The sequence below is a fragment of the Pseudomonas sp. DR48 genome, from assembly GCF_019823085.1.
Classification (GTDB): domain Bacteria; phylum Pseudomonadota; class Gammaproteobacteria; order Pseudomonadales; family Pseudomonadaceae; genus Aquipseudomonas.
The window spans coordinates 3,561,931-3,578,008 of the sequence record NZ_CP081946.1 but is presented as its reverse complement, the minus strand read 5'-3'; the positions used below and the strand labels follow the sequence as shown (position 1 = coordinate 3,578,008).

Genomic DNA, 16,078 nt, shown 5'->3' with positions numbered 1-16,078 from the left:
TTTTTGTTGCCTGATTTGTCTCCAAACGTCATGCATTGCGTCTTAAATGCTCTAATCGCCCCGTCGCGTCCCATAGAAGAACCGTTTTCGCCCATGGATATCAAACAGCTCTGGCTCAACGCCCAAGACCTTTGGGGTGCCCTCGATCAGCACCCGCTCCTGCATTCCAGCCTGGCGCTGATCCTGCTGCTGATGATTGCGCTGGTCCTCGGACGAGTGGCGCGCTACCTCATTCTGCATGCGACCAAAATCCTCGGTCGCCAGCCAGCGCTGCACTGGATCAACGACTTTCGCCACAACAAAGTGTTTCATCGGCTGGCGCAGATGACGCCCTCGCTGGTGATCCAGTTCGGCCTGCATCTGGTGCCGGAATTGAGCAAGACCAGCCTGATTTTCCTCGGCAATGTCGCGCTGTCGTTCACCATTCTGTTCCTGTTGCTGGCGGTCAGTGCCCTGCTCAGCGCCCTTCTGGACATCTACGCGCGCACCGAGCATGCCCGCACCCGCTCGATCAAAGGCTACGTGCAGCTGACGAAAATGGTGCTGTATGTGTTTGGCGCGATCATCATCGTCGCCACGTTGATCGACCGCTCGCCGCTGTTGCTGCTGTCTGGCCTGGGTGCCATGTCGGCGGTGATTCTGTTGGTCTACAAGGACACCCTGCTGTCGTTCGTTGCCAGCGTGCAACTGACCAGCAACGACATGCTGCGGGTCGGCGACTGGATCGAGATGCCGCAAGTCGGTGCCGACGGTGACGTGGTGGACATCACGCTGCACACGGTGAAAGTGCAGAATTTTGATAAGACCATCGTCTCCATCCCGACCTGGCGCCTGATGTCCGAGTCGTTCAAGAACTGGCGCGGCATGCAACAGTCCGGCGGGCGACGGATCAAGCGCAGCCTGTTCATCGACGCCAGTGGCGTGCGCTTCATCCGCGATGACGAGGAGTTGAAGTTGTCCCAGGTTCACCTGCTGACCGACTACATCAGCCGCAAACAGGCCGAACTCAAGGCCTGGAACGAGGCTCAGGGCAATGTGGCGGCGATGTCCGCCAACCGTCGGCGGATGACCAACATCGGCACCTTCCGCGCCTATGCACTGGCCTACTTGAAGAGTCACCCGGAGGTCCAGCCGAACATGACGTGCATGGTCCGCCAGATGCAGACCACCGCCCAAGGCATCCCGCTGGAAATCTACTGCTTCACCCGCACCACGGCGTGGGCCGATTACGAGCGGATTCAGGGGGATATTTTCGATTACCTGCTGGCGGTGCTGCCGGAGTTTGGCTTGAGCCTGTATCAGCAACCGAGTGGTGGGGATTTGCGGGCTGGGTTGCTGCCGGCAATGCTCGGTGCCAGCCACATTCCCGAGCCTGAAAAACACATCATGTAACCCCCGCAGAACCCAAAGTGGGAGCGGGCTTGCTCGCGAAAGCGGTGTGTCAGTCAAAGCAGATGTCGACTGACACTTCGCCTTCGCGAGCAAGCCCGCTCCCACAGGGGATTGCATCGTTTTCGGGATGGACGGGTTACTTGATCTGACGCTGCGGTGCCTTGTGCACCATGGTGTAAGCGTAATCCACGCCCATGCCATACGCGCCGCTGTGTTCCAGCACCAATTCCATTACCGCTTCATAAGTGTCCTTGTGTGCCCAATCACGCTGATACTCAAGCAGGACCTGTTGCCAGGTTACCGGTACCGCACCGGCCTGAATCATCCGCTGCACCGACATGTCGTGTGCTTCCTTGCTGGTGCCGCCGGATGCATCGGTGACGATGTATACCTCGTAGCCTTCAGCCAATGCTTCGAGTGCCGGGAAGGTCAGGCAGACCTCGGTCCACAGCGCGGCAATGATCAGCTTCTTGCGGCCGGTGGCTTTCACTGCGTCAACCAGTGCCTTGTCTTCCCACGAGTTCATCGAGGTGCGCTCGATCGGCTTTTGCTCCGGGTGAACCGCCAGCAACTCGGGCCAGATGTAACCGCTGAAGCTTTCAGTTTCAACAGAGGTGTAGATGGTCGGCACGTTGAAAATCTTGGCGGCCTTGGCCAGGCCTACCGTGTTGTTCTTCAGCGTTTGACGGTCGATTGACTGCACGCCAAAAGCCATTTGTGGCTGGTGGTCGATCAGGATCAGGGCGGAGTTGGTTGGGTTGAGCAGTTCACGAATAGACATGGCGCGTTCCTTTTGATGTCGATTTTTCAAAGTCAGTAATGGGTGAGTCGACGTTGCCGTCAGCGGCTTTGTCGTCGGCTTGGATGTCACTTTAGAAGCTGGCACAAAAAGGGACAATCCCATAAAATCGAGAATCATTGATTCTAAAATAGGGACAATCATGGATCGCATCGAATGCATGCGCGCCTTTGTCGTCACGGTCGGCGAGAATGGTTTTGCCGCGGCTGCACGGGCAATGGATGTGCCGCGATCAAAAGTCAGTAAACAGATTCAGGCGCTGGAGGAAGCCATCGGTGTGCAATTGCTGCAGCGCACCACCCGCAGCCTGCACTTGACCGAGGCTGGCGCCGAATACTTCGACGCCGCCCGCGAAGTGCTGGCCGCACTGGACGATGCCGAACAGCGCGCGCGTAACGGCATCGGCGAATTGCGCGGAGTGTTGCGGGTCAATGCGCCGATGTCCTTCGGCCTGCGTCGACTGGGGCCGCTGATCCCGCTGTTCCATGAGCAGCACCCGAACATCGAGTTGCAACTGGTGCTCAGTGACCAGCAGGTTGACCCGGTGCGTGGTGGTTTCGACGTGACCATCCGCATCGCCAGCCTGCCGGACTCGACGATGATCGCCCGGCAGCTGGCGCCGGCTCCGCGCATCATGGTGGCGTCCCCGGCGTATCTGGCGCGCGCAGGCATACCGCAGACCCCGCAAGACTTGCGCGCCCATCAGTGCCTCAACTACGGGTACCTGCAAAGTGGCGTCAGCTTGCAGCTGTGTAACGGCACGGAAACTCAACGGGTCAACGTGACCGGCCCTTTACACGCCAACAATGGCGACTTGCTCGCCCAGGCCGCCGAAGCCGGCATGGGCATCGCCCTGTTGCCAAACTTCATTGTCGAGGATGCACTGGCGGCTGGCCGCCTGGTGCCGGTGATGTGTGAATGGCAGGCCCCCGCGATCACGATCAACGCGGTGTACCCTTCGGCACGTAAGGTCCCGCAGAAAACCCGGACGTTCATTGAGTTTTTGGTGGAGCAGTTATCGGAGAAATAACGCAGGGTTTAGTGTGCGATTGCAGGTTTGCGGATGCCCAACCGACTGATCCACACCGCCGCCAGAATCACCGCCCCACCAAAGAACAATCGCCCCAACTCCTCATGCTGATTCCAGATCAGCAGATTGATCAGCAACCCCAGAGGGACATGCAGATTATTCATCACCGCCAAGGTCCCGCCGTTCACCAGGCACGCGCCCTTGTTCCACCAGTACATTCCCAACGCGGTCGAGACCAGGCCGAGGAATACCAGCACGCCCCATTGCAGCGGTGCTTCAGGCAGGAAGTTCTGTTTGCCGAACAGCAGGAACGCCGGCAATACCACCGCCAAGGCACCCAGATAGAAATAGCCAAACCGTCGATAATGCGGCAGATCGCTCGGATGTCGCGCCACCAGATGCTTGTAAAGCACCTGCCCGGCGGCGTAGGTGAAGTTGGCCAGTTGCAACAGCAGGAAGCCCATGAAGAAGTCCGGGTTGATCCGGTCGTAGCGAATCACTGCCGCGCCCATCACCGCCACCAATGCCGCGACCAGAGCCCACGGATTGAAGCGCCGGTTCAGCGCGTCTTCGATGAGGGTCACGTGCAGCGGCGTGAGGATGGTGAACAGCAACACTTCCGGAACGGTCAGCACCCGGAAGCTCAGGTACAGGCAAACGTACGTCACGCCGAACTGCAACGCACCGATCAGCAGCATACCGCGCATGAACGCCGGTTCTACCGAACGCCAGCGTGTCAGCGGAATGAACACCAGCCCCGCCAGCAACACCCGCACCAGCACCGCGAAGTAACTGTCGACGTGACCGGCCAGGTATTCGCCGATCAGACTGAAGGAAAACGCCTGGATCAGCGTGACAAAAAGTAGATAGCCCATGCTCGCCTCGTTTCGAATGGCGGCGACGATAGCGGTTTTTTTTCGTTATCGCGAACAGTCCGCCAACACACATCCCCTGTGGGAGCGGGCTTGCCCGCGAATGCGGTGTGTCATTCGACTTCAATGCAGCCTGATACACCGCTATCGCGGGCAAGCCCGCTCCCACAGGGTTATGGGTATGCCCGTCAAATCGCAGGCAAAAAAAAGCCCGATCTCGCTAAAGCGTTCAATCGGGCTACAGCACTCAGGAGCAACAAGTGCAAAGGGAGGTTCGATACGCGTAAAGCCTTGAAGGGGTTGCGCCAGGTCACTTGAACATCAAGGGATTATCTGGCGATTAAAGCCTCAAGCCACTTGGGAAAGTTTGGCATTGGCCTGGTTCAGGCCTTTCTCCTGGAAGTCACCGCCCAGGTTCATGCCTTCGGCGTGAATAAAGGTCACGTCGTGGATCCCGATGAAAGCCATTACCTGACGCAGGTACGGTTCCTGGTGATCAGAGGTGCTGCCGGCATAGATCCCGCCGCGAGCGGTCAGCACGTAGGCGCGCTTGCCGCTGAGCAGGCCTTGCGGGCCGGTCTCGGTGTACTTGAAGGTCACACCGGCACGCAGCACATGGTCGAGCCAGGCTTTCAAGGTGCTAGGGATGGCAAAGTTATACATCGGTGCGGCCATGACCAGCACGTCGGCAGCCAGCAGTTCGTCGGTCAACGCATTGGAGCGATCCAGGGCAACCTGTTCGATGTCGTTGCGTTGTTCGGCAGGTTTCATCCAGCCGCCGAGCAGGTTGATGTCCAGGTGCGGCACCGGGTTCACCGCAAGGTCACGCACGGTGATCTGGTCGGCGGGGTGGGCGGCTTGCCACTGGCTGATGAAGGTCTGGGTCAGTTGACGAGAAACCGAGTCTTGCTGACGGGCGCTGCTTTCGATGATCAGAACGCGTGACATGGGATGTAGGCTCCATCTGAGAATGCTGTAAGGCGATGGAGTGAAGGTTAAACAGAGTCATATCGATGAAAAAGCGCAAATAACTGCTATAACCCATCAATAATTTCGTTTATAAGCGGAGCATGCCGTGTGGGTGTGCTCCGCCGGGTGTCATTTAGGCAAGCACGTCAGGTCGATGCGCATCTTGATGATGGTGCGGGTGAACTTGGCAGTTGCGTTTTTGTGTTTGCCGGCGGGCACTTCGATCTTGCGGGTGCGCGGCGCTTCCGGGCCATTGTTGAACACCACCGTACAATTCGCATCGGTGGTGCCGTAGTTGTTCACCTGGATGGAGGCGATGTCGCTATCCGTGTCATACGCGTTGTAGTCGATGCTCATGCCGTTCAGCTTTTTTTGAACATCGACCGGATAAGCAAACGCCGTCAGCGGCAGCATCGCCAGCAGCATGCAACCCGATACCACACAACAAAGCTTTTTCATTCAGCAGTCTCCATAAAGGGCTGCCAGCTTAGGACAAGAGGAGCTATCCATGAAAGCGCCCCGCGTGACCCTTGATCAATGGCGAACGTTACAGGCCGTGGTCGACCACGGTGGTTTCGCCCAGGCCGCCGAAGCGCTGCACCGCTCGCAATCGTCGGTGAGCTACACCGTGGCGCGCATGCAGGACCAGCTTGGCGTACCGCTGCTGCGCATCGACGGCCGCAAGGCGGTGCTGACCGAGGCCGGCGGCGTGTTGTTGCGTCGCTCGCGACAACTGGTGAAACAGGCCAGTCAGCTGGAAGACCTGGCTCACCACATGGAGCAAGGCTGGGAAGCGGAAGTACGGCTGGTGGTCGACGCCGCGTACCCGAGTGCGCGCCTCGTGCGAGCCCTGACGGCGTTCATGCCGCAAAGCCGCGGTTGCCGGGTGCGCCTGCGTGAGGAAGTATTGTCTGGCGTCGAGGAAGTGTTGCTCGAAGGCGTGGCTGACCTGGCCATCAGCAGTTTCAGCATTCCGGGTTACCTGGGGGCGGAGTTGAGCGACGTCGAATTCGTCGCGGTCGCTCACCCCGAACATGCCCTGCATCGCCTCAACCGCGAATTGAATTTCCAGGACCTTGAAAGCCAACTGCAAGTGGTGATCCGCGACTCCGGTCGCCAGCAACCCCGGGACGTCGGCTGGCTCGGCGCAGAACAGCGCTGGACCGTTGGCAGCCTGGCCACCGCAGCGACCTTTGTCAGCAGCGGCCTGGGTTTCGCCTGGCTGCCCCGACACATGATCGAACGCGAACTCAAGGAAGGCACGCTCAAGCTGCTACCGTTGGACCAGGGTGGCAGCCGCAATCCGAGCTTCTACCTGTATTCGAACAAGGAAAAACCCCTGGGCCCGGCCACGCAGATTCTCATCGAACTGCTGCGTACCTTTGATACCGCGCCGCTGGATGCAGCGTTTGCCGCCCCTGAACAAGCCTGACACGGAGTGAACCCATGGCTTATTTCGAACACGAAGGTTGCAACCTGCACTATGAGGAATACGGCCACGGCACGCCGCTGCTGCTGGTCCACGGCCTGGGTTCCAGCACCCTGGACTGGGAAGAACAGATCCCGGCGCTGTCGGCCCGTTACCGGGTCATCGTCCCGGATGTGCGCGGCCACGGCCGCTCGGACAAGCCCCGCGAGCGCTACAGCATCGCCGGGTTCAGCGCCGATCTGGTCGCCCTGATCGAGCATCTGAACCTGGGGCCGACACACTATGTCGGACTTTCGATGGGCGGCATGATCGGCTTTCAACTGGCCGTGGATCAGCCGCAATTGCTCAAAAGCCTGACCATCGTCAACAGCGCGCCCGAGGTCAAATTGCGCAGCCGTGACGACTATTGGCAATGGTTCAAGCGCTGGAGCCTGATGCGCGCCCTCAGTCTGGGCACCATTGGCAAAGCCTTGGGCGCCAAACTGTTCCCTAAACCGGAACAGGCCCATTTGCGTCAAAAGATGGCTGAGCGCTGGGCAAAAAACGACAAACATGCTTATCTCGCCAGCTTCGATGCGATCGTTGGCTGGGGGGTTCAGGAACGACTTTCAAAGGTGTCCTGTCCAACCCTCATCATCAGTGCCGACCGTGACTACACACCGGTCTCGCTGAAAGAGGCGTACGTAAAATTGCTGCCCGATGCGCGGCTGGTGGTGATCGCCGATTCGCGCCACGCCACCCCGCTGGATCAACCGGAACGCTTCAACCAAACGCTGCTCGAGTTCCTCACCGCAGTTGACACCACCCCACTCAGGATCACTGACCCATGCTGAAAAAAATTGCCCTCGTCGCTGGCTCCGTACTGTTTGCCGCCAACCTGATGGCTGCCACGCCAGCCAAGGCGCCGCACGTTGAATTGATCACCACCAACGGCACAATTGAGATCGAACTGGACCCGGTCAAGGCGCCGATCAGTACCAAGAACTTCCTTGATTACGTGAACAGCGGCTTCTACAACAACACGATTTTCCACCGTGTGATCCCGGGCTTCATGGTCCAGGGCGGCGGTTTTACCCAACAAATGCAGCAAAAAGAAACCAAGGCAGCGATCAAGAACGAGTCCAAGAACGGTCTGCATAACGTACGTGGCACATTGTCCATGGCTCGCACTTCCGATCCGGATTCGGCCACCAGCCAGTTCTTCATCAACGTCAAGGACAACGATTTCCTCGACAATGGTGACGGTTACGCCGTGTTCGGCAAAGTGGTCAAGGGCATGGACGTGGTTGACGTCATCGTCAACTCCCCGACCACCACCAAGAGCGGCATGAAAGATGTTCCGGCTGACCCGGTATTCATCAAGTCCGCCAAAGTCATCAACTAAACTGCACAGGAGTGCTTGAGCGGCTGCCGTATCCGGCGCCGCTCATTTCGTTCAAAGGAAAGCCCGCGCGCGGGCGGAGAACTGATGCTTTATCGCCGTTTTGAAAAACTGATCGACATTTTCCGTGATGCACCGACGGCGGCTCCGCCGGATCGGGTTCTCCCCTTCTATACCTATTACCTGAAGCAGGTCTGGCCGAGTTTCGCCGCCCTGCTGATCGTCGGCCTGTTTGGTGCACTGATCGAAGTGGCGCTGTTCAGCTATCTGAGCCGCATCATTGACCTTGCCCAAGGCGCGCCCGACGTCAACTTCTTCAAGGAACACGGCATCGAGCTGGCGTGGATGGCCGTCGTGGCGCTGATCCTGCGCCCGGTGTTCGTGGGTCTGCACGACCTGCTGGTGCATCAGACGCTGAGCCCCAGCATGACCAGCATGATCCGCTGGCAAAACCACAGTTATGTGCTCAAACAGAGCCTCAATTTCTTCCAGAACGACTTCGCCGGGCGTATCGCCCAGCGCATCATGCAGACCGGCAACTCGTTGCGCGATTCCGCCGTACAAGCGGTGGACGCGCTATGGCACGTGCTGATCTATGCGATCAGTTCGCTGGTGCTGTTTGCCGAAGCCGACTGGCGCCTGATGATTCCATTGCTGAGCTGGATCGCCGCCTACGTCGGTGCGCTGTACTACTTCGTGCCACGCGTGAAGGAGCGCTCGGTGGTGTCCTCGGATGCGCGCTCAAAACTGATGGGGCGCATCGTCGATGGCTACACCAACATCACCACGTTGAAGCTGTTTGCCCACACCAATTTCGAACAGCAATACGCCAAGGAAGCCATCGAGGAACAGACGGTCAAAGCCCAACTGGCCGGCCGCGTGGTCACCAGCATGGACGTGGTCATTACCACCATGAACGGCTTGCTGATTGTCACGACCACAGGCCTGGCCCTGTGGCTGTGGACACAGTCGCTGATCACGGTCGGCGCCATTGCATTGGCCACCGGCCTGGTGATCCGCATCGTCAACATGTCCGGTTGGATCATGTGGGTGGTCACTGGCATTTTCGAAAACATCGGCATGGTCCAGGACGGTTTGCAGAGCATCTCGCAGCCGGTCAGTGTCACCGATCGCGATCAAGCCAAACCGCTGGCTGTCGCCCGTGGCGAAGTGCGCTTCGAGCATGTGAATTTCCACTACGGCAAGAAGAGCGGGATCATTGGCGACCTCAATCTGGACATCAAGCCGGGTGAGAAGATTGGCCTGATCGGTCCGTCCGGCGCCGGTAAATCGACGTTGGTCAACTTGCTGCTGCGCCTGTATGACGTCGAGGGCGGACAGATTCTGATCGACGGGCAGAACATCGCCGACGTCGGCCAGGAAAGCCTGCGCGAACGGATCGGCATGATCACTCAGGACACTTCGCTGCTGCACCGCTCGATCCGCGACAACTTACTGTATGGCAAACCCGACGCCACCGACGCGCAACTCTGGGAAGCGGTGCACAAGGCCCGGGCCGATGAATTCATTCCCTTGCTGACGGACTCCGAAGGCCGCACCGGTTTCGATGCGCATGTGGGTGAACGCGGGGTGAAACTCTCCGGCGGCCAGCGTCAGCGGATTGCGATTGCTCGCGTGCTGCTCAAGGACGCGCCGATCCTGATCATGGACGAAGCCACCTCGGCGCTGGACTCGGAAGTCGAAGCGGCGATCCAGGAAAGCCTGGAAACCTTGATGAAGGGTAAAACCGTGATCGCCATCGCCCACCGGCTCTCGACCATCGCCCGGATGGACCGGCTGGTAGTGCTGGAAAACGGCAAGATCGCCGAAACCGGCAGCCACGCTGAGCTGCTGGCCCATGGCGGATTGTATGCACGGCTGTGGCAGCACCAGACGGGCGGCTTTGTCGGGATCGACTGACTCGAATTCACCACCTACCCCCTGTGGGAGCGAGCTTGCTCGCGATGACGGCGTAACAGCCGACATGTGTGCCGACTGGCACGCCGCCATCGCGAGCAGGCTCGCTCCCACAGGGGTCTGCGACAACTTGAAAACCGCCACAACCCGTCAACCACGGGCTCTGGCTGTTTTTTATCGCCACTGGAAATCCGCAAAAATCCTGCTGTACTCAGCCAAGGTTCTGGATCCGAGCCTGTCGTAACTGCAGGAAGCATCACTCAATGATAGGTCCGCCTATCAAGGACGCTCTCATGTCTCTGTTCAAACGTTCAGTCACTGAGTTGTTGGGTACGTTCTGGCTGGTGTTGGGAGGTTGCGGCAGTGCAGTCCTCGCCGCATCTTCTCCGCTTGGGATTGGAGTGCTGGGCGTGGCCATCGCGTTTGGCCTCACCGTGTTGACCATGGCGTTCGCCATTGGCCATATCTCAGGTTGTCACCTTAATCCCGCCGTCTCGGTCGGATTGTGCGTCGGGGGTCGCTTCCCGGCCAACGAGCTGCCCGCCTACATCATCGCCCAGGTCATTGGCGCGATTATCGCTGCCGCTTTGATCTACTACATCGCCAGCGGCAAGGAAGGCTTCGACCTTTCGGCCGGACTGGCCTCCAACGGCTACGGCGAACATTCTCCGGGCAAATACTCGATGGCCACGGGCTTTGTCTGTGAACTGGTGATGACCGCAATGTTCGTGCTGATCATCCTCGGCGCCACCGACAACCGCGCCCCCGCCGGGCTGGCTCCGATCGCCATCGGCCTGGCCCTGACGCTGATCCACTTGATCTCGATTCCCGTCACCAACACCTCGGTCAACCCGGCACGCAGCACAGGCCCGGCGCTGATCGTCGGCGGCTGGGCCATCGCGCAATTATGGATGTTCTGGGTGGCGCCGCTGCTGGGCGCGGTGATTGGCGGCGCGACCTATCGCTGGCTGGGCAAGGCAAGCACTTGATGCCTCCCGGCGAGGATCAGTCTTGGCGATACGGCAAGGCGGTCCTCGCTTCCTCGGCATAGGCCAGCACGCCGAGACGCTCCTGCTGCAGGAAGTCTTTTACCGCCGCTTTCAGGCCGGGGTGGCGCAAGTAATGCCAGGAATGGGTGATGACCGGTTCAAAGCCGCGAATCAGTTTGTGCTCGCCCTGGGCGCCAGCATCGAAACGCTGCAAGCCATGGGCGATCGCGTAGTCCATGCCCTGATAAAAACAGGTCTCGAAGTGCAGGCGGTCGAATTCCGCCAGGCACCCCCAATAACGCCCGTAAAAGCTGTCGCCACCCACCAGACTGAAAGCCATCGCTACCGGCCGTGAGCCTTGCTTGGCCAGGACCACGCGAATGGATTCGGGCATGCGTTCGGCCAGCAGACTGAAAAACTCGCGCGTCAGGTACGGCGCTTGCCGACGCACCGCGTAGGTATTGGCGTAACAGGCGTAGACGAAATCCCACTGCGCCTGATCCAGCTGTCCACCTTCAAGCCATTCAAACTCGATGCCCTGCCCCGCCACCTGCTCGCGTTCCTTACGCATCTGCTTGCGCTTGCGAGAACTGAGCGCATCGAGAAAGTCCTGAAAATCCCGATAACCGCGATTCTGCCAATGGTACTGGCAGCCAATCCGTTGCAGCCAGCCTGGCTGTTCGGCCAATGCGGCGTCGGTGAACGGGTCGGTGAAATTGATGTGAGCGCTGGAAAGTTCTTCGATCTCAAGGTAGCCCGGCAGGCTCTTCAGCAATTCGAAACCGTCTTCGACACTGGCCGCCAGCAAGCGCGGCCCGCTGACCGGACTGAACGGCACGGCGGTCAACAGCTTGGGGTAATAGTCGATACCGGCGCGCTCGCAGGCATCGGCCCAGGCGTGATCGAACACATACTCGCCGTAGGAATGCCATTTGCGGTAACTGGGCAACGCCGCGATCAGCCGCCCGCCTTCGGTGTGCAGTAAATGCTCGGGCTGCCAGCCGGAATGCGGGCCGAGGCTGGCGCTGTCTTCCAGCGCACTGAGGAACGCGTGGCGCAGGAACGGCTGAGCCTGCGGCACCAAGGCATCCCAGGCGCGCGGTGAGACATCGGACAGACTTTCCAGGCGTTGCAACGGCATCAACTTCCTCTCCACTTCTTGGCGCGACAGCCCCGCGAGTATCGCTTATCGCGGCGCAATCCACACTCGCGATTCGCTGACAAAGCCCGGAATAGAAAGTTCACTCGCGCTTTGTATCGTCATCGACCCGCCATCACTTTGCCACTGGTTTGTCATAAACCATCGCGATACTGGCGCCAGTTTTTATAGCGCCGGGTTCTAAACCTTTCCCTGTTTCCGTCCATCAATGGTCGGTTGTGTCCTGGATGGCTTTGTCATCCCCTTACATCTTCGGAGATTGATATGCGTCTTGCTTCCACGAAAACTGCGGCGGCCCTGTGTGGCGGTCTGCTGCTGGCCATGAGCGTTCCGGCCAGCGCCGCAGTCGACGCCAAACTGCTCGACATGCTCAAGGCGAACGGTTCCATCACGCCTTCTCAGTACACCGAACTGCAAGCCGAGCTGGCCAGGGATCAGAAAGACCAGCAAATCGCCCGTCAGGCTCAACAAGAGACCAACGAGCAAATCGCAGCGACTGCGAAGAAAACAACGGAACTGAGCACCTTCGACCAGAAACTCGCCTGGGCCGCCAAGACCCAATTCAAGGGTGACGTGCGGTTCCGTCAGGAAACCGTGAAAAACGATGGCGTTCCAAACAACAAAGACCAGGATCGCCAGCGCATTCGTGCCCGCCTGGGTGCCTACAGCGAAATCAACCCGCAAGTCGACACCGGCATTCGCATTGCAACCGGCAGCAACGATGATGCCCGCTCCACCAACCAGGACCTGAACAACTACTTCGACAAGAAGTCGATCTGGCTGGACCAGGGTTACGTCGATTACCACCCGGACGCGATCAAGAACCTGCACCTCGTCGGCGGCAAGATGCCGCAACAATGGGTGAGCATGGGCGACATCATCTGGGATAGCGACATCAACCCGGAAGGCCTGGCAGCGACTTACAAATACCCGCTGGGCGGCAGCACCGAGCTGTTCGGTAGCGCCGGTCACTACACCCTCAAGGACAACGTCGACGGCGAAGGCGTGCAGTTCAAACACGACCTGCGTCTGTACGCTGGCCAGTTGGGTGCGCGCTTCGCCATCACCGACAGCATGAAAATGACCTTGGGCGGCAGTGTCTATTCGTACGACAACGACGCGAACAGCGCCTGCCCGACCACCGGCACTGTCACCGCGCCATGCGCCCTGGCCGTCAACGGCAACAGCCCGAACGAACGCTTCAAACTGTATGAAGGCTTTGGTCAACTCGACTTCAGCAACCTGCCAGTACCGCTCTCGTTGTACGGTCAGTACGTCAACAACAAAGACGCGAGCAACGATCAGGACACTGGTTGGTTGGCCGGCGTCAAGTCCAAGATCTACGGCTTCGCAGTGGACTACAACTACCGCGATGTACAGCGTAACTCGGTTGTCGGCGCCTTCACCGACTCCGACTTCGCCAACGGCTTCACCGGTTCGCGCGGCAGCAAGTTGAAAGTGAGCTACGAGTTGGACAAGAACTTCAACCTGGGCGCGACGTACTTCCTGGCGACGTCTGACCAAACCAACGCCAACATCAACAAGAAAGATTCGGACATCAACACCCTGCAACTGGATGCCGAAGCCAAGTTCTAAGCACCACCGCCATACGCCTCAGGTCATGGACGCTTGAGGCGCTTTTACAGTCTGGCCTGGATGGATCGATCCCCATCATCCGTTCGGTGCATCCACGCCGGCCTGCTTCTCCTCCCCCGCGACAACTTCATCGATCTACGGAATGTCCTTGCGACGCTCCGCGGCGAGACGCTCGGCGAGCGCATCGATATCCGGCACAACCTTCTGCGGCAAAATACGCAACGTTGCCTGCATCAACCGCATCTGCCGAATGAACCGCCGACAATTGGGGCAGAACATCAGATGATGGCGCACCATCAGTCGCTCACGAAAACTCAGTTGGCCATCGAGGTAGTCGCTGGAGCGTGCCACTTGTTCCTTGCAGGTCAGCATTCGCCGGTTTCCTCAAAATGTTCTACGGTCGCAAAGACCTTCAACCGTGCCCGATGCAGCAGCACGCGAACATTGGAGAGAGAGATTTCCAGAAGATTACAGATCTCTTCCAGCTCCAGTCCCTGACGCTCGCGAAGTAACAGAACACTGCTTTGCAGTTCCGACAAGCTTAGCAAGGTGTGCTCAAGGCACTCGCGCAACTCGTTTTCGGTCAACAGCGCCTCAGGAGTGTCTTGATGCCAGGCGAACGGGGCGATCAGCCAGTGGCCATCTCCGGGTGAAAAACGATCGTCATCGAGGGTGCCGTGAGGCGATGGAAGGTCATCGAGCAAGACTTCCCGACGATTTTGCTTGTAGCGACCCTTGGCCGAGTTTGCGGTGATGGTCAGCAACCAGGTCTTGAGGCTGGAACGCCCCTCGAACCCTTTCAGGCTGCGTACCACCGACAGCCAGGCATCCTGCACCACTTCGTCGGCATGCCGGTTACCCACAATGGCGTACGCCACTGCGCGCATGGCGCTCTGGTAAGTGCTGACCAACTCTTTGAAAGCCAGTTGCTCACCTGCCAGTAACCGCTCCAGCAGTTGCGCGTCGTCAGCCGCCATTTGCAAATCCCCTTGTCCCGACCTCGAATATGAGCCAGCAGGATCTTGCCGTAAGCAAAGTCCTGCTGTCATGTCCGAAAATTACAACGTCCTGACGACTTCGAATGTAGGAAAAGTCTTCGAGAGCCAAAGGAAAGTGCGACAACCGCTCACTTAACGCTTGCGCAGAATCACGCTGCCAATCGAGTAGCCGGCACCGAACGAGCTGAGCACGGCCAGCGAACCCGCGGCCAGATCGTCCTGATTCTTGTGAAACGCAATCACCGAACCGGCCGAGCTGGTGTTGGCGTAGGTGTCCAGAATCACCGGCGCTTCTTCTTCGGTGGCTTCGCGACCCAGCAGTTTCTTGACGATCAGGTGGTTCATGCTCAGGTTGGCCTGGTGCAACCAGAAGCGTTTCACGTCACCGATGTTGAGTTTGTTTTCTTCCAGGTGGGTAGCGATCAGCTCGGCCACCATCGGGCAGACGTCGCGAAACACTTTGCGGCCTTCCTGGACGAACAGCTTGTCTTTGGTGCCGATACCCTCTTCCGCCGCGCGGTTGAGGAAGCCGAAGTTATTGCGGATGTTGTTGGAGAACTTGGTCAGCAGTTTGGTGCTGACCACATCGAACTGATACTTGGACGTCGCCAGATCAGCACGCTCGATGATCACTGCCGTGGCGGCGTCGCCGAAGATGAAGTGGCTGTCGCGGTCGCGGAAGTTCAGGTGACCGGTGCAGACTTCCGGGTTGACCATCAGGATCGCCCGGGCCTGGCCCAGTTGCACGCTGTTGGCGGCCGCCTGGATACCGAAAGTCGCCGAGGAGCACGCCACGTTCATGTCGAAACCGAAACCCTGGATGCCCAGCGCTTCCTGAACTTCGATGGCAATGGCCGGGTAAGCCCGTTGCAGGTTGGAACACGCGACGATTACGCCGTCGATGTCCGCGGCGGTCTTGCCGGCGCGCTGCAAGGCTTGCTCGGCGGCACCGATGGCCATCTGGCAAAGCACCGACCATTCGTCGTTGGAACGCTCAGGCAGCCGTGGCGCCATGCGTTTCGGGTCGAGGATGCCGTCCTTATCCATGACAAAGCGGCTTTTGATGCCAGACGCTTTTTCGATGAACGCAGCGCTGGACTCGGTCAACGCTTCGACTTCACCACGGGCGATGGCCTCGGCGTTGTCGGCGTTGAACTGCGCGACGTAAGCGTTGAAAGACTGCACCAGCTCTTCGTTGGAAATGCTGTTGGCCGGGGTGTACAGGCCGGTGCCGCTGATGACGACGTTATGCATGGTCGTTTCTCTAATCTGTTCAGGCAGAAAGTATTGGCACCGACGTACCAACACACAAAGGGTCTGCTTCCGTCACGGGAAGCACACCTGGCATCGCTTTATTCCGTACCGCCCGAACCTGAAGGGGCTCAAAACCGCGGGACCGGCGTTTATAGGCGCGAAGTTTGCCATAAACCTCGTGGTTTGGCCCTATTTGCTGGATCAAACACATACCAAATGTGGGAGCGAGCTTGCTCGCGATAGCGGAGTGTCAGTCAACATTGATGTTGAAGCTGACGGCCTCATCGCGAGCA

15 protein-coding genes and 1 pseudogene are annotated in these 16,078 nt (G+C 58.9%); 8 read left to right on the top strand and 8 right to left on the bottom strand.

Annotated elements, in window-relative coordinates; genetic code table 11:
• Positions 1 to 93 precede the first annotated feature (93 nt).
• Entirely contained in the window at positions 94 to 1,392 is a 1,299-nt protein-coding gene (locus K5K95_RS16175; protein ID WP_222590237.1) for a mechanosensitive ion channel family protein, read from the top strand.
• A 136-nt stretch (positions 1,393 to 1,528) separates the two neighbouring features.
• Here K5K95_RS16175 and K5K95_RS16170 read toward each other — a convergent pair whose 3' ends face one another.
• Positions 1,529 to 2,173, bottom strand: coding sequence for a hydrolase (locus K5K95_RS16170; protein ID WP_222590236.1), 645 nt, complete (start codon positions 2,171 to 2,173; stop codon positions 1,529 to 1,531).
• A gap of 160 nt (positions 2,174 to 2,333) precedes the next feature.
• Here K5K95_RS16170 and K5K95_RS16165 point away from each other — a divergent pair, with 160 nt between their 5' ends.
• Entirely contained in the window at positions 2,334 to 3,221 is an 888-nt protein-coding gene (locus K5K95_RS16165; RefSeq protein WP_222590235.1) for a LysR family transcriptional regulator, read from the top strand.
• A gap of 8 nt (positions 3,222 to 3,229) precedes the next feature.
• Here K5K95_RS16165 and K5K95_RS16160 read toward each other — a convergent pair whose 3' ends face one another.
• From K5K95_RS16160 to K5K95_RS16150, 3 genes are all read right to left on the bottom strand, one after another.
• Positions 3,230 to 4,096, bottom strand: coding sequence for a carboxylate/amino acid/amine transporter (locus K5K95_RS16160; protein ID WP_222590234.1), 867 nt, complete (start codon positions 4,094 to 4,096; stop codon positions 3,230 to 3,232).
• A gap of 345 nt (positions 4,097 to 4,441) precedes the next feature.
• The gene (locus tag K5K95_RS16155) at positions 4,442 to 5,041 is read right to left on the bottom strand and encodes an FMN-dependent NADH-azoreductase (RefSeq protein ID WP_222590233.1); all 600 of its coding nucleotides are present in this window, start codon (positions 5,039 to 5,041) and stop codon (positions 4,442 to 4,444) included.
• A gap of 150 nt (positions 5,042 to 5,191) precedes the next feature.
• Positions 5,192 to 5,521: a 3-phosphoglycerate kinase gene (locus tag K5K95_RS16150; RefSeq protein ID WP_222590232.1), complete on the bottom strand. Its 330-nt coding sequence runs from the start codon at positions 5,519 to 5,521 to the stop codon at positions 5,192 to 5,194.
• Between the two features lie 49 nt (positions 5,522 to 5,570).
• Between K5K95_RS16150 and K5K95_RS16145 the strand changes: the two genes are divergently transcribed.
• From K5K95_RS16145 to aqpZ, 5 genes and pseudogenes are all read left to right on the top strand, one after another.
• Positions 5,571 to 6,494 carry a LysR family transcriptional regulator gene (locus K5K95_RS16145; RefSeq protein ID WP_222590231.1) on the top strand — a complete coding sequence of 308 codons (924 nt, stop codon included), beginning with the start codon at positions 5,571 to 5,573 and terminating at the stop codon, positions 6,492 to 6,494.
• A 14-nt stretch (positions 6,495 to 6,508) separates the two neighbouring features.
• Positions 6,509 to 7,314, top strand: a pseudogene (locus K5K95_RS16140) (alpha/beta fold hydrolase).
• Positions 7,315 to 7,317: 3 nt separating this feature from the next.
• A complete protein-coding gene (locus tag K5K95_RS16135; RefSeq protein ID WP_222590229.1) occupies positions 7,318 to 7,875 on the top strand; it encodes a peptidylprolyl isomerase in 558 nt (185 codons plus the stop codon).
• 84 nt (positions 7,876 to 7,959) lie between these two features.
• Positions 7,960 to 9,792 (top strand): ABC transporter ATP-binding protein, encoded by a 1,833-nt coding sequence (locus K5K95_RS16130; RefSeq protein ID WP_222590228.1) that lies wholly within the window; start codon positions 7,960 to 7,962, stop codon positions 9,790 to 9,792.
• A 290-nt stretch (positions 9,793 to 10,082) separates the two neighbouring features.
• The gene (gene aqpZ / locus K5K95_RS16125) at positions 10,083 to 10,778 is read left to right on the top strand and encodes an aquaporin Z (RefSeq protein WP_222590227.1); all 696 of its coding nucleotides are present in this window, start codon (positions 10,083 to 10,085) and stop codon (positions 10,776 to 10,778) included.
• A gap of 16 nt (positions 10,779 to 10,794) precedes the next feature.
• Here aqpZ and K5K95_RS16120 read toward each other — a convergent pair whose 3' ends face one another.
• Complete coding sequence (locus K5K95_RS16120; protein WP_222590226.1) at positions 10,795 to 11,919, bottom strand: GNAT family N-acetyltransferase; 1,125 nt, start codon at positions 11,917 to 11,919, stop codon at positions 10,795 to 10,797.
• A gap of 282 nt (positions 11,920 to 12,201) precedes the next feature.
• Between K5K95_RS16120 and K5K95_RS16115 the strand changes: the two genes are divergently transcribed.
• A complete protein-coding gene (locus tag K5K95_RS16115) occupies positions 12,202 to 13,533 on the top strand; it encodes a putative porin (RefSeq protein WP_222590225.1) in 1,332 nt (443 codons plus the stop codon).
• A gap of 135 nt (positions 13,534 to 13,668) precedes the next feature.
• On the opposite strand, the gene K5K95_RS16110 is transcribed toward K5K95_RS16115, so the two are convergent.
• The 3 genes from K5K95_RS16110 to K5K95_RS16100 form a co-directional block, all read right to left on the bottom strand.
• Positions 13,669 to 13,905, bottom strand: a complete 237-nt coding sequence (locus tag K5K95_RS16110) for an anti-sigma factor family protein (RefSeq protein WP_222590224.1) — start codon at positions 13,903 to 13,905, stop codon at positions 13,669 to 13,671.
• Positions 13,899 to 14,510, bottom strand: coding sequence for an RNA polymerase sigma factor (locus tag K5K95_RS16105; RefSeq protein WP_222590223.1), 612 nt, complete (start codon positions 14,508 to 14,510; stop codon positions 13,899 to 13,901). The genes K5K95_RS16110 and K5K95_RS16105 overlap by 7 nt, the downstream gene beginning before the upstream one ends.
• Positions 14,511 to 14,663: 153 nt before the next feature.
• A complete protein-coding gene (locus tag K5K95_RS16100) occupies positions 14,664 to 15,785 on the bottom strand; it encodes a beta-ketoacyl-ACP synthase III (protein WP_222590222.1) in 1,122 nt (373 codons plus the stop codon).
• Between the last annotated feature and the right edge of the window lie 293 nt (positions 15,786 to 16,078).